Source organism: Candidatus Saccharimonadales bacterium (assembly GCA_035480635.1).
In the GTDB taxonomy this organism is placed as follows: domain Bacteria; phylum Patescibacteriota; class Saccharimonadia; order UBA4664; family DATIHN01; genus DATIHN01.
Genome location: DATIHN010000022.1, coordinates 1 through 12374, shown reverse-complemented (window position 1 = coordinate 12374; position 12374 = coordinate 1). Strand labels below are relative to the sequence as shown.

At 52.0% G+C, this 12374-nt stretch carries 21 protein-coding genes; 16 read left to right on the top strand and 5 right to left on the bottom strand.

Features of this window, described 5'->3' with window-relative positions; all coding sequences use genetic code 11:
* Window positions 1-228 precede the first annotated feature (228 nt).
* The 4 genes from VLE72_03570 to VLE72_03555 all read left to right on the top strand — a co-directional run bounded on the left by VLE72_03570 (window position 229) and on the right by VLE72_03555 (window position 1986).
* The gene (locus tag VLE72_03570; GenBank protein ID HSX14954.1) at window positions 229-732 is read left to right on the top strand and encodes a peptidoglycan-binding domain-containing protein; all 504 of its coding nucleotides are present in this window, start codon (window positions 229-231) and stop codon (window positions 730-732) included.
* Between the two features lie 57 nt (window positions 733-789).
* Window positions 790-1008, top strand: coding sequence for a hypothetical protein (locus tag VLE72_03565; protein ID HSX14953.1), 219 nt, complete (start codon window positions 790-792; stop codon window positions 1006-1008).
* Window positions 1009-1397: 389 nt separating this feature from the next.
* The gene (locus VLE72_03560; protein HSX14952.1) at window positions 1398-1538 is read left to right on the top strand and encodes a hypothetical protein; all 141 of its coding nucleotides are present in this window, start codon (window positions 1398-1400) and stop codon (window positions 1536-1538) included.
* Complete coding sequence (locus VLE72_03555) at window positions 1531-1986, top strand: hypothetical protein (protein HSX14951.1); 456 nt, start codon at window positions 1531-1533, stop codon at window positions 1984-1986. The genes VLE72_03560 and VLE72_03555 overlap by 8 nt, the downstream gene beginning before the upstream one ends.
* Window positions 1987-2075: 89 nt before the next feature.
* Here VLE72_03555 and VLE72_03550 read toward each other — a convergent pair whose 3' ends face one another.
* The gene (locus VLE72_03550; GenBank protein ID HSX14950.1) at window positions 2076-2357 is read right to left on the bottom strand and encodes a hypothetical protein; all 282 of its coding nucleotides are present in this window, start codon (window positions 2355-2357) and stop codon (window positions 2076-2078) included.
* Between the two features lie 164 nt (window positions 2358-2521).
* Here VLE72_03550 and VLE72_03545 point away from each other — a divergent pair, with 164 nt between their 5' ends.
* The 4 genes from VLE72_03545 to VLE72_03530 all read left to right on the top strand — a co-directional run bounded on the left by VLE72_03545 (window position 2522) and on the right by VLE72_03530 (window position 5406).
* A complete protein-coding gene (locus VLE72_03545; protein ID HSX14949.1) occupies window positions 2522-3121 on the top strand; it encodes a hypothetical protein in 600 nt (199 codons plus the stop codon).
* A 315-nt stretch (window positions 3122-3436) separates the two neighbouring features.
* On the top strand, window positions 3437-4618 hold the full coding sequence (gene tuf, locus VLE72_03540; GenBank protein ID HSX14948.1) for an elongation factor Tu: 1182 nt from the start codon (window positions 3437-3439) through the stop codon (window positions 4616-4618).
* Window positions 4619-4637: 19 nt separating this feature from the next.
* Window positions 4638-4976, top strand: coding sequence for a 30S ribosomal protein S10 (gene rpsJ, locus VLE72_03535; GenBank protein ID HSX14947.1), 339 nt, complete (start codon window positions 4638-4640; stop codon window positions 4974-4976).
* A 55-nt stretch (window positions 4977-5031) separates the two neighbouring features.
* Complete coding sequence (locus VLE72_03530; protein HSX14946.1) at window positions 5032-5406, top strand: ASCH domain-containing protein; 375 nt, start codon at window positions 5032-5034, stop codon at window positions 5404-5406.
* 65 nt (window positions 5407-5471) lie between these two features.
* Here VLE72_03530 and VLE72_03525 read toward each other — a convergent pair whose 3' ends face one another.
* Window positions 5472-5837: a hypothetical protein gene (locus VLE72_03525; protein HSX14945.1), complete on the bottom strand. Its 366-nt coding sequence runs from the start codon at window positions 5835-5837 to the stop codon at window positions 5472-5474.
* Between the two features lie 319 nt (window positions 5838-6156).
* On the opposite strand from VLE72_03525, the gene VLE72_03520 reads away from it, so the two are divergent.
* Both VLE72_03520 and VLE72_03515 read left to right on the top strand, forming a co-directional pair.
* Window positions 6157-6750: a GNAT family protein gene (locus VLE72_03520; protein ID HSX14944.1), complete on the top strand. Its 594-nt coding sequence runs from the start codon at window positions 6157-6159 to the stop codon at window positions 6748-6750.
* 110 nt (window positions 6751-6860) lie between these two features.
* Window positions 6861-7124, top strand: a complete 264-nt coding sequence (locus VLE72_03515; GenBank protein HSX14943.1) for a hypothetical protein — start codon at window positions 6861-6863, stop codon at window positions 7122-7124.
* Between the two features lie 163 nt (window positions 7125-7287).
* Here VLE72_03515 and VLE72_03510 read toward each other — a convergent pair whose 3' ends face one another.
* Window positions 7288-7764 carry a hypothetical protein gene (locus VLE72_03510; GenBank protein ID HSX14942.1) on the bottom strand — a complete coding sequence of 159 codons (477 nt, stop codon included), beginning with the start codon at window positions 7762-7764 and terminating at the stop codon, window positions 7288-7290.
* 86 nt (window positions 7765-7850) lie between these two features.
* Here VLE72_03510 and VLE72_03505 point away from each other — a divergent pair, with 86 nt between their 5' ends.
* Window positions 7851-8789, top strand: a complete 939-nt coding sequence (locus tag VLE72_03505; protein ID HSX14941.1) for a helix-turn-helix transcriptional regulator — start codon at window positions 7851-7853, stop codon at window positions 8787-8789.
* 45 nt (window positions 8790-8834) lie between these two features.
* On the opposite strand, the gene VLE72_03500 is transcribed toward VLE72_03505, so the two are convergent.
* Together VLE72_03500 and VLE72_03495 are read right to left on the bottom strand one after the other, a co-directional pair.
* Window positions 8835-9134 (bottom strand): hypothetical protein, encoded by a 300-nt coding sequence (locus tag VLE72_03500; protein ID HSX14940.1) that lies wholly within the window; start codon window positions 9132-9134, stop codon window positions 8835-8837.
* Between the two features lie 60 nt (window positions 9135-9194).
* Window positions 9195-9776, bottom strand: coding sequence for an ATP-binding protein (locus VLE72_03495; GenBank protein ID HSX14939.1), 582 nt, complete (start codon window positions 9774-9776; stop codon window positions 9195-9197).
* A gap of 37 nt (window positions 9777-9813) precedes the next feature.
* On the opposite strand from VLE72_03495, the gene VLE72_03490 reads away from it, so the two are divergent.
* The 5 genes from VLE72_03490 (at window position 9814) to VLE72_03470 (ending at window position 12289) form a co-directional block, all read left to right on the top strand.
* The gene (locus VLE72_03490) at window positions 9814-10380 is read left to right on the top strand and encodes a TIGR03086 family metal-binding protein (GenBank protein ID HSX14938.1); all 567 of its coding nucleotides are present in this window, start codon (window positions 9814-9816) and stop codon (window positions 10378-10380) included.
* 35 nt (window positions 10381-10415) lie between these two features.
* Entirely contained in the window at window positions 10416-10556 is a 141-nt protein-coding gene (locus VLE72_03485; GenBank protein ID HSX14937.1) for a hypothetical protein, read from the top strand.
* Window positions 10557-10571: 15 nt separating this feature from the next.
* Window positions 10572-10715: a DUF5661 family protein gene (locus tag VLE72_03480; protein HSX14936.1), complete on the top strand. Its 144-nt coding sequence runs from the start codon at window positions 10572-10574 to the stop codon at window positions 10713-10715.
* 61 nt (window positions 10716-10776) lie between these two features.
* A complete protein-coding gene (locus VLE72_03475) occupies window positions 10777-11541 on the top strand; it encodes a hypothetical protein (GenBank protein HSX14935.1) in 765 nt (254 codons plus the stop codon).
* Window positions 11542-11614: 73 nt separating this feature from the next.
* Window positions 11615-12289: an NYN domain-containing protein gene (locus VLE72_03470; protein HSX14934.1), complete on the top strand. Its 675-nt coding sequence runs from the start codon at window positions 11615-11617 to the stop codon at window positions 12287-12289.
* Window positions 12290-12374: the final 85 nt, after the last annotated feature.

The following is a 12374-nucleotide window of genomic DNA, read 5'->3' as shown; positions in this document are numbered from 1 at the left end:
TTTCCTTCGCAATCTGCTGTATTGGAAAGATAATATGGTCGTTCGGCCTAAGCAAACTGTCTCCCCAAGGTTATAAGACCTTTTAGAGCCTAATTATCTAGCCAGTTTGAGAGGCCGAACGACAAAGACGCAGGGCAGAGGTTACGGGATGAGAGAAGGTTGGTGCGGATGACGCTGGGTGGGGAGAGATTAGAAGTTAGGAACTTGACCTAACCAGGTAAAATAGTTATGCTTGTTGCAACCTGGTTTGATAAAATCATGCCCAGAGCCAAACAGAAATCCACCTCACAACTCTTCAGCCGGCACAAGTTTTCTCGACCCCTGATTATCGCTAGCGTCATTGGCCTAGTGCTGATGATGGGGTTGCTTTATCAACAAGTCTTTGCCAATGCCGCTACAGTTTCGGCGGCCTTTCCGTATCCAGGCACGGACTTTGCCTGCCCTTTCAATTATTATTTTTTGAACCATGTGACTTATTACTACCATCCAAGCGTCCAACTGGGCAGTCGTGGCGATTGCGTTAAAGAACTCCAACATTTATTAAACATTCAACGTGGGCGGGTGATGATTGCAGAAAGCGGGAACTTTGATCGCTCGACCCAAACGCTAGTTAAAGCTTTCCAAGCCGAATCAGGGCTGAGCCCAGACGGTAAGGTCAACCAACAAACTTGGACCAAACTGCACTACCGAGCTGGGGTTGTACATACCGCCCTGCCAGGCAGCAGTCGTTGATAGGAACATTATTCTGCTATAATTAGCGCCAGACTCCAAGGTTCAAAGGAGTAGTAAATGTCGATTCTGGTGCCTGAAATCAGAGCGAATTGGCGACTGGCTCTAAGTATGCTTGCCATGATGCTCTTCCCCCTCGGTGTTGTTTCAACCATCTGTGGAATCCTGGCCGTCTGCGCTACGGCGGCCGGACAGTCCGACGTCTACGTCTGGTATGGTCTTGGTGCCTACTGCGTCGGTATGGGGCTCGTTGTGCTTTCTGTCATCTGGCGGCCGTAGTGTTGACCAATGATGAGGCCGATTTAACTACAAAGGCGCATAAAGTGATATCACGTCACTTTACGTACTTCTATGCCCTGGTGGCATCTATCTTTATGCTCTTGTTCGCTTGGCCAGGTACAAGCACCATAAAAGCGGTTATTATGGCTTTACTTATCGTCGCCGTGATTGTTGTGCTCGCTCTCCCGGTTTCGTACCCACACCATGGCGGGTCACTAATGGACCAGTTTCTTGAAATGCTGGAATGGAGGTTGAAGTACGCCGCGCGCCGATTACGGTTACAAGTAAGTCACCAGACCGAAAGAGAGCGAGCAGATGCTCAGCCAGGGCGTGCTGGATTATCGGATGGCTGGCGGTCGGAGTGGTGATATCAAAACCGAAGGAGAAAGATGGTGTTAGCTGAAATCTGGGCTCCGCACTGGTTGATCTACCCGCTCATTACAGCGGTCATCGGAGGATTCACTAGCGGCCTAATCGTGGCCCTTGCCAAAGAGCGGCAGCGTGGAGTAGAGGCGGTTGAAAGTGCCTGACTCAGACCACTACGATCTGAACTTCGACATTCTAAACGACCTGCCGGCTGGTTTAGCGCCGGATAAACAGGCCTTGTGGCAGAGGATCATGGTGCAGCGTCGGTCAGCCATTAACGCCCGTTTGGGCGGGGTTGGGGTGCTCGCGCCCAATGACCACATCACCATGATCAACCTAGCCGGAGGCGCTCTGACGATACCGACTTGGGCAAGGGACGCCATTTGTGAGTGGACCCGCGATCTAGCCGAACTGGCCTCAGCAGCGGCGGGCATTACCGAAAAGAGCCTCACAAATTGCTTGGCGGAGGTGGAGGCAAAGACGGCCGAACAAGAACTTCTTTTTGGCAATGAACCATCGCCCCTGAACTTTGTCCTAGGTGTGGTCACGACTCACTGCCAATACTTCCGTACACAGCAAGCGACGGCATCGGACCTGGCTGCAAACAGCTAACGGCCTACTCTGGCAACAGGGTAGGCCGCTTCATTATTAAAGTAAAACCCCGCCAACCTTGCGGTCAGCAGGGCATGAACCCTGGCGGGTTAGAGCATTAGGGCACTTTTGATCAGTTGGATCTCGGCGGCGGTGATGCCAACGCTGTCGCGGCAGAGCTGCAGCAGGCGCTTTTCGGCCTCGGGTGAGGGTGGATTGCCTGTGCAGAGACTCATCAGTTCCTGACGGTGGGCCAGAAAAGTCTCCACAAGAGTGTCGGACCACAGGGCGCCAGCAGTCCTTGTAGCGGCGCTGGTGCCTTCGTCGCCATCGAGGATGATGGCGTGGGCAGCGGCTCGCAGGCCGGTTGGGGATACAGCAGTCGTGGCCATTGTGTCTCCTGACGATCGGGACTTTAGCTAACCTATTTTAGTATAAACATTAGTTTACGTCAACCCTAAGTAAGTCAAATAAATCAGAAGCCAAACAGTTATGCTGGACTAATCAACAATTTAGTCTCATAATACCCGCGATCCTCAAGCGATAGGACGCTGACATGTTTGACGTATTGCTCGACTTTGCCGGACTGGCCGACTACGAGATCGATGCCGGGGCGCCGGTGCTCTGGCCCAGCTACGCCAAGTTCGAACTCTGCCGCTCGGTTACGGGACAAGATGATTCAGATCTCTGGCTCGGAAACGGTGGAGTCGTGGTGCGTTGGGGCGATCCTCGCATTAACCTAATCATGGAGGAGTGGAGAATCCAGGTTGCTATGCCCTTGGTCAAGGTGTGGAGCCCTGATCGTCATGGCTACCATGCTCTCCACGGCGCCAAGGTCAAACTGGTCTTCCCCAACTTCATCTATGAGCTCCACTGCATTCCCAAGATGCTGGGAACGCTTGACACTGACTCAGACCAAGATCCCACACCGATACTCAGCGCTGAGTTCGACCCAGACATTTACAACCGTAACCAGAGCCTGGTCGTAGAGGTGGTGCCGTGGGGCGAAGAGGATTGGGTGGCGATTGAGCGGGCTTTGCTCAACCCTCCCGACACGATTTGCTACGTCGAGACCGAAGACCACTTCTTTTCGGTGCACCAAGGCGCCCAGATCGATCGCTCGATCCGGCCGTTGACGCGAAAAGTTGTTGCCTAGTGCACTAGGGGGCCGTAAGATGACATACATCCTTTTCGCCTTACCGATGGCATTCGCTTGTGTCTCGCTTGTACCCGCCGTTAGCAATGCCAGACGCCGGATGGCACTCAAACGGGCGGCCACTTAGGCCGCCCTCAACATTTTGAAAATTGCTATAAATACCCTTTACAAAAGCGTTATAACTCCTTATACTATGGTAGTCCTTAATGGGCGGTCTTTTATTATCCGCTCACAAAATTAACCCGCTGGTTGGGCACTATCTGATAAATCATCTTGGTTAGATAGAGCCAAAACAGCGAAACAACAGGAGAAATTATGGCTGAATTCAAACGCGACAAGCCACACATTAACGTTGGTACCATGGGTCACGTTGACCATGGTAAAACCACGCTAACTGCTGCCATCACTCACGTGCTGGCCAAAAAACTGCCGAGCGATATCAACAAGCCGGTTAACTATGATCAAATCGATAACGCGCCCGAGGAAAAGCAGCGTGGTATTACGATTGCCACCTCGCACCAAGAGTACGAGAGTGCCAAGCGTCACTACGCTCACGTTGATATGCCGGGGCACGCCGACTATGTTAAGAACATGATCACCGGTGCGGCCCAGGTGGATGGCGCCATTTTGGTGGTGAGTGCTGCCGATGGTCCCATGCCTCAAACCCGCGAGCACATTCTCTTGGCCCGCCAAGTTGGGGTGCCTTACGTACTGGTTTACATGAACAAGATGGACATGGCCGACCCGGAACTAGCCGAGCTGGTCGAAATTGAAATTCGCGAGCTACTCAAGCAATACGACTACGACGAGAAGGCTCCAATCATCAAGGGTTCGGCCCTCAAGGCCCTCGAAGGCGATGCCGAAGCCGAAAAGAGCATTATGGATCTGGTCGAAGCCATGGACGAGCACATGCCCGAGCCCAAGCGCGAAGTCGATAAACCCTTCTTAATGCCGATCGAAGATGTCTTCTCAATCAAAGGTCGCGGGACCGTGGCCACTGGTCGTATCGAGACCGGTAAACTGAAAGTCAACGACGAAGTCGAAATTGTCGGAATCCGTCCAACTAAGAAAACCGTTGTAACTGGCGTAGAAATGTTCAAGAAGTTGCTGCCTGATGCTCAAGCTGGCGATAACATTGGCGCTCTTCTGCGCGGCATTGAACGCGACGACATTGAGCGCGGTCAGGTATTGGCCAAGCCCGGTTCAATTACGCCCCACACCGAATTCGAATCTCAGATCTACGTGCTGAAGAAAGACGAAGGTGGTCGCCACACTCCGTTCCTGAAAGGCTATAAGCCCCAGTTCTACTTCCGCACCACCGACGTCACCGGTGAATGCATCCTGCCCGAAGGTATGGAGATGGTCATGCCGGGAGACGACGTTAAAATGGACGTTAAACTGATTGCTCCAATTGCTATGGACGAAGGCCTGCGCTTTGCGATTCGCGAAGGTGGCCGGACCGTCGGTGCCGGGGTTGTAACAAAGATTAAGAAATAATCTGTTAGACTAAACCCTAATGAGCGCCGCACCTAAACAAACCGAGGAAGAACCCAAACAGCGAATCCGTATCCGCTTGAAGGCCTACGATAACAAGGTCATCGATCAATCGGCCAAGCAGATTTTGGATACGGCTATTCGCACCGGTGCCAGCGTGGCCGGCCCGATTCCGCTGCCGACCGATAAAAGCGGCTACACCGTCATCAAAAGCCCGCACATCTTCAAAGACAGCCGCGAGCAGTTCGAGATGCGGGTGCACAAACGCCTCATCGACATCACCGAGCCGACTGGCAAAACCGTCGATGCCCTGATGAACCTGAACTTACCCGCCGGCGTCGACATCGAAATTAAGATGTAAACTAAGAGTCCGCCTCCGTCAGCCGACGGACGGCGGATTTTTGGGTAGGAAAAACATGCAAACTTTTGAATCTGGCCGCGAAGCATCGCTGTTGAAGGATATAAAATCTGGTGCGAAAACCGTCGAAGGGCGATTAGCTAAAGGTAAGTTTTTGGATTACCAAGTTGGTGATCATGTAAAGCTTCGAGCTGATCATTATAACCAAGTTGGCAAACTAATCAAATCGGAACCAAACCAGGCCGAAGTAGTTATTACGAAAATCGAGCATTACCCAGACTTCAAGACGATGCTGGCAGGCGTAGGGTACCTTTCGTTGGTCCCAAGAGCCAAAGATGTTGATGAAGCTTTGGACGAACTCTACAAATACTACACCCTCGAGCAAGAACAACGGTTCGGCGCCATCGCCATCTATTTTGAGCTTCTAAAATAGAAAAACCCACGGCTGGCCGCAGGTTCTCCTGTGGTTCACCGTGGGTGGTTGTATAAGCCCTGGGCCTACTCGTCCAGCATGGCGTAGAGGCGCTCCACATCATCCTGTATGTTGACCTTTGGTCTCAGGCTGTCAACCATGTCGAGACCGAGAGCGACGACTTCGCCCAGCTCGTGCTGGGTTTCCAGCATGGCATCCGAGAAGACCCGGAATAGCTGGTCAACGTCTGCGGCCTCATACGACACCGCTTTCGCTGGGGACGGGTCGGTGTGGCCGAAGGCATCGTTGTATTGCAGACTGCTAACGCCCAATCTGCTCCGTGACCAGACCTCCACAGGCAACACCAGGCCGCTGTCCGTCTCTTCCATTAGGTAGACACGGACGGTGTGCCCGTCGGCCGTCTCCTCGCGTTGTACTTGAAAGCTGTACATTGCTAACCCCCTCAACTAGACAATAAACTAATAATACACTAATACATTCATAATGTCAATCTCATCAGTTGACACCGTAACCATTATGAGCTTTAATAGACAAACTATGAATCAACATAGCAACAAGTTTAATATTCCGACCGTACTGGACACTAAGTGGAGTGGCCGGGAATTTGACGTGGGGCTTGTTGATAGTTAAGAATTAGCGATTTTTTGGACTAGACAAGCCTCCGAAAGGAGGCTTTTTGATTAAAGTGCGCATTTCGGAGGTTTTTCTGGCCTAACAACCGTTAGGTCTGTACCCAATAAAGGGGGAAATGTGCTAGGCCCAACCCTTAAAGGCGATCGAGTGACGCTACGGCCCATACGCGAGGAAGAAGCGGAGATTTTCGTCTCCTTCCTGTGCGATCCCGTAGTCACTCGATTCATGGGCAGTGTCATGCCCATTACTCTGGAGCAGGAACTAGAGTGGCTTAAGAAAGAGTCCACTAACCCGAATACGGTTTTGTGGGGCATCGAATTTGATGAGCGGCTGGTCGGCAACATTGGCATGGGCATCAACTGGGATCGGGGAACCGGCGAATTAGGCGCAATGCTAGGCGATCGATCCGTTTGGGGACTCAAGTTGATGAAGGAGGCTGGTCAACTTGCCCGCGACTACCTCTTTACCCACTTGCCACTTAGAAAGATCAAGGGCGGTTACATCGATGGCAACGGTGCCAGCCAGCGGGCCCAAGAACGGGCGGGTTTCCATGAAACTGGCCGGTTGCGGGCCGAATACTTCCGCGATGGTGCCTGGCGAGACCACGTGTTCACGGAGTTGTGGCGCGAGGATTGGGAGAAGCAGAGGGCGGAACTAGTAAACGAGTCAGCCTGTTCGTCTCAGATCCCTGGGCTTGGCTGCGAGCGTTAGCACACAACCCCCCGGCTACGGCCGGGGGGTTTACTTTACAAATATAGTCTAGAGTGGAATAATCGTCTACAGTTCTGGAAGCGACCGAAGTTCTTACTAAAGGAGGCCCGGTGACACCCGAGGCTAGCACCGCAACCACACCTGAGTCAGAGAAGGCTGAGGAGTACATCCCGAGGTACATCAACCTGCCCGTTGCGGTTTTCATGCTCTTTGCGTACATCGGCGCGATGTGCTTCATCTTCGGCATATACGTCATGACGCAGGGATATTTTCAACTAGGTTTCGCAATAGCTCCCGCGTCGTTCGCATTCTTGCTCTTCAGTTCCTTCCAACTCGGCTTCCACATCTCCTACCTCGTCAAGAAGCATTACTAGCGCCACGAGTCAGGACAAGGCGATGTGAGTCCCCGTCCAGTACGCCAGCGGCCAGCAAACCTCCATGCGGAGGCGAGCTGGCCGTTTTACTTAATAAATGAAGCGCCCCGGCAAGAGAGCTTGCGCTCTCCCGCCGGGGATTTGTTCTTGGCTCCAGAGCGGCCTAGTAGCAGACCCTCCGGTAGCCGCTCGACCACGGGCCGAACTTGTAGTCGTAGATGGTCTGACCACTGGCGTTGACGCCGACTGGGCCGATGTTGACACCGCCGCCGATGGGTCCAATCGACCATTCGTAGATCTCGATGGTGGTGCGGTAGTTATAGCAACCGCGCAGCTTGCCGGCGGTCATCGAGACCCAAGAGTTGCGCCAATTGACCCAGTTGCCATTGAGGTAGCGCCAACCTGAGTATGAGCTGCGTTCGATCTTCAGGTAAACCTGGCACTGGTAGTAGGGGCAGCTGGTGTTGATGTTGGCCCAGCCTTGGACGTAGGTGCTGTGGTTGTCTGGCGTGTAAACGCTGTAGAGCTGAACGGCCTCGGCCTTAGTCGCAGTCTCTGTGACAGTGCCGACCGTGGCTATGCCAGTCGCCGACAAGAAGGCAACGCCGACGATGGATAGGGATTTCCTGAGCTTGGGCATTCTGTCCCCCTGGTTGTTTGTCAATGTACTACTTTGCGTAGTGGCTCAAGCATAGATTAATGTGATGATGTGATACAATACACACAATGAACACTACACAGAACAACACAAATGATGAAGCTCAAGCGGAATCAGCGGCCGAGCAACTGGGTCGAATGTTGCGTGAGGCTCGCAAAAAGTGCGGTTGGACCATTGCACAACTAGCCGAAAAAATTGGCCGCCCCCGAGAATGGTTAAATCGCGTTGAATTAGGTTATAGCGATTTAGGCGTCCAGCGGCCACCCTCGCCAGCTGATTTAGAGTCCTTGGCACGATATTTAGGAAGTAATTTGAGATCCAGTCTTGATGATTTATTACTATTAGTCGGCAAAGCGGTAGCGGACTATAATTCGCTCAACCCGCAGCGGGGAGACGGTCGACGTCGCGACGGCAAGGTAATTCAAACCGAAGTAATTATGGGTGAGGCTCAAATTTATCAGGCTATGTTGCGCATGCTGGAGGAGCAGCACTCCGATACCATTTTGAGACATACTGGGATATGGGCTCATCCCTCCAAGCACGTTAGTTCAATTCCGGAATGGCTTGATTATCGCCGGGCAGTTGGCCAGTTTCTAAAGAAAAACCCTTATGCCTTAATAAAGAGGGCGGAGTACCTCTGGAATAGTGAAAGCTTCAAAATCGCTCTTGATGCCGACCGCCTTCTAGTTGAAAGTGATGACCTCAATCAAAACCAAAATGCTAGAATCCGGTTTTTTAAACGCAATCCACTGGTGCTTGATGTGGCCATTGGTCAGCGCGAGGCCATCATTGCTATTCCGCAACGATCGGGTTTTCAATCACTGAGCGCCGCCCTTTTGATTAAGGATAAGGCTTTTGTTGAGGCGCTGAGATCTTGGTTCGAGGAGGTGGTCTGGGACAGTGAGATTCCGCATGAGAATCTTGATTATAGTGATTGGGACAAATCAGTCGGTAAAATCAAAGACATGTACAACAAACGCACATACACCAGACCGAAGATTGAATAATGAATAACCCGCGGTCGTAACCGCGGGTCTGAGTGGGCTAATGCCTTAAGTTATCGGCAGAGCCTGAGTGATGGGGAAGCGCGTGATCATTTCGTAGAGATCCTGAACGACTTGATTTAACAGCCTCTCTCGGACGGGATCCTCTTCAGGCCGACTGTCCTCAGCCGACAGTAAGAAATCAAGGTGCCCTGAGTGGACGACGATATCGACAACCCAGTCCTGTTCAAGCCAGTACGGCACAAGGGTGTCCAGCTGAGGGCGCTTGAGTTTGTGGCCATAGGTGACGTGAAGTTCATGGGGTTCGGCTGTACCTCGGATACCGAGGTCGGCGGCAGTGGTCGTCATGATTCACCCTCTCTGGTCGCAAAAGCCTACCCCGGGTTATAACACAATCCGCCCTAAGCCTCAAGCCAATAGTTGATTGGCGAAATTGATAATTTGGTGAGCGGCACGTTCAACATCATCATCAGAGTGCTCCAGAATAAAGTGGTCGATTGGAAATTGCTGGGTCAATTGGTCGAACTCAGCTTCGGTTTGGCGGCCGTAATCGGCCAGTAATGCTTGGCAGTCTTGATCGCTCATCTCGGGCGTAAAAAGCTCACGGTCCCTCCAACCTTCGTCTTTTTGGATTCTATCCAAGATGACTTGTGGGGCAGCCTTTATTAATATCAAAGCATCCAGTAATTTAACCCAATCTCCGGCAATGGGGCTAATGACGCCTTTGACCAGGATTAAATAATGGCCATCAATCAGGCGGACTTTTTGAGTTCGGCGCTCAGCCAAGTTTTCCATCATTTGCTGGGTTACGGCCAGGCGCTTGGCCTGGGGGATGGTGTGAAGACTATCATAATCACCGGGCGCCAAACCCAATTGTTGCATCAAAGCCGAGGCATAATGGATGACTTCAAAGCGACTATCGAGGTTTGCAACTTTACGTAAAATAGTTGATTTGCCGACACCGTTTACCCCACCAACAAAAATGTTCATGGTTACATTATATCGCTCGGGCCGTTAGAATGAAGCTATGGATTTGAAAGCATTATATACAGAAGCCGCTCGCCACTTTGGTGAAGGCGTAGCGGGAGTCGCGGATGATCAATGGAGTAATGCGACACCGGATACTGAATGGGATGTGCGGGCTTTGGTTAACCATGTGACCGGTGAGACCTTGTGGATCCCGGACCTATTGGCTGGCAAAACCATTGCCGAAGTTGGTAGCAAATACGACGGTGACGTGCTGGGCGATGATCCCAAGGCAGTTTGGGCCAAGGCCCTCCAAAAAGCCGTTGCGGCGGTCGAAGCGTGTGAGGATCTCACTAGTAATGTGCATCTTTCATTCGGCGATATGCCAGTTAAGGATTACCTCGGCCAAATGATTATTGATGCCACTGTTCACAGCTGGGACCTGGCTCAGGGCCTAAAATCGAGTGGTGCTGGCCCCGGTCCGCATCTGATCAATGCTGCTTACGAACTACTAGTGCCCCAGGCCGAAGACTGGCGCAAAGGCGGGGCCTTTGGACCAGAAATTAAGGTGCCGGACGATGCCAGCTTGGGAGTCAAGCTTTTGGCTTTGACTGGCCGCCGAGCTTAGTTTGGTTATAATAGAAAAAATAATTTGAGGTTTAATTGAGTACTAGTAAGTCTTTTAGTGATGCCCAGGCTAAGGCTATTGGCGATAAAATCGAAGTTGATTGGAGCGAAATTAGCTTGTGGGAATTCCAGCGAGGCCTGGAAGTTGAGCTAGAACATGGCACTGAGTTGGGGTAAAACACCAATGTCACTATGGATGACCCCGAAATGACCGGCCGGATCGCCCATGCCCACCTCAAGGAATTCCCGGATTATTACAAACGTTTGGACTCCTTAGAAGCAGAGGCCGAAAAGTATTGGGCCGGTCGCAGCCGCAAATTAGCCGACCAGACCTAGACAACCTTTTATAAAAATGGTATAAACAACCCATTCCGCGATCCTGAAAGCAGGTGGCATCATGGCCGCTCGTACCTTGCCAGAGTTTGATTCGTTCGAAGAAGGCAAAGAAAATGGCGATGTCTATAGGGCACGAAGAAATTGGATCGGACCTTGGTCACGGTCTCTCGTCAGAGCTAAAGCCTGCTATTTGAGTGTTTGGCTTGATTTCCCCAACCATCCCGATCGTTGGCAAGCCGCCCAACAGTACGGAGTTTGCTTACGCATGCAACACCGCCCGATTGAGGGGTACCTGTGGCTGCAAGGCTACGCCTTGCCAGCCAGGTTGCCAGTGACAATTGGTCGGTTAGCGGAAGCCAACGTGATGCGCGATCTTGGAATGTGCTACAGCGACGCGCGTGACTTTGAGAGAGCTGAAGTTCTGTTCCACCAATCACTCTCAGTCATGGGTGTGGGGGACGAGAACTTCGACACCCCAGCGGTAGACCAAGCTGCCACCGAAGTTCAGTTGGGACGCCTCAACATGCGCCGAGGCCGCTTCGGCACCGCAGCCGCCTGCTACGAAGGTGCCAGGTATATCTTTGCCAGCCTCATGAAAAAGGACGAGAATGCCGCGATGCAGCTGCTCTATATGCTGCTCCACGAGGCTCAGAACGACATCGCCCGAGGGAAGCCAGAACTAGCCAGGGACAAACTGGCGATGGTTTACGGGCTGAGATCGGTCGGTTCGCCCATCCATCAGGTGAAAGCACACACGCTCGATCTTTTAGCTAAGCATCGGTTTATCGTACAGGCGATTTTCCATACAGTCACAATGAGGGAATGAGGTGATGGGGCGGTTGGGGTCAAACCCAGCCGCCCTTGACGTTTTTTAGCATGCGTGATATAGTTTTTTGGTTATGACGAATGATTCTAATAATAAATCACTTAAAAATTACGCCTACATCGACTCTCAAAACCTGAATATGACCATCCAAAACTTGGGTTGGAGCGTCGATTGGGCCAAGTTCCGCGAATATTTGCGCGCCAAACATAATGTGGCCGTGGCCTATCTCTTTATTGGCTACATTGCCGAAAACCAGGACCTTTATTCCTTCTTGCAAAAAGCCGGCTTCGTGATTATTTTCAAACCAGTTGTCATCGGCAAAGAGGGCAACGTCAAAGGCAACATTGATGCCGAACTGGTGCTGCAAGTTATGATTGATGCCCAGGCCTACGATCGCGCAGTTGTCGTCACTGGCGACGGCGACTTCCACGGCTTAGTTAATTATCTCTACGCCCAGAACAAACTTCAGGCGCTGCTTGTACCGAACCTGCGCCAATATTCCAGCCTGCTCAAAGGCGCCGCCCGCGAACGGATCGATTTTATTAGCAATATGCGTAAAGAGCTCGAGTATAAAAAGAACCGCGGGCGCACCTCCAGCTCTGGGTCGTCTGGCTCTTCGCGCCGCAGCCCGGGCGATAAGCTCGAAGACGCTTTGATTAAAGCTGTAGATGAAGGTTCTAAAGAACCGATCACGGCCGAGAGCCCCGGCGATGTTGTCAGCGAAGCGCCCGCCGTCAAAACTGAATAACCCCAACCGTCATTGCGAGGAGGATGAAGGCCGACGCGGCAATCTTTCGACTGTCATTCCGAGCAGAGTCGAGGAATCTATTTAA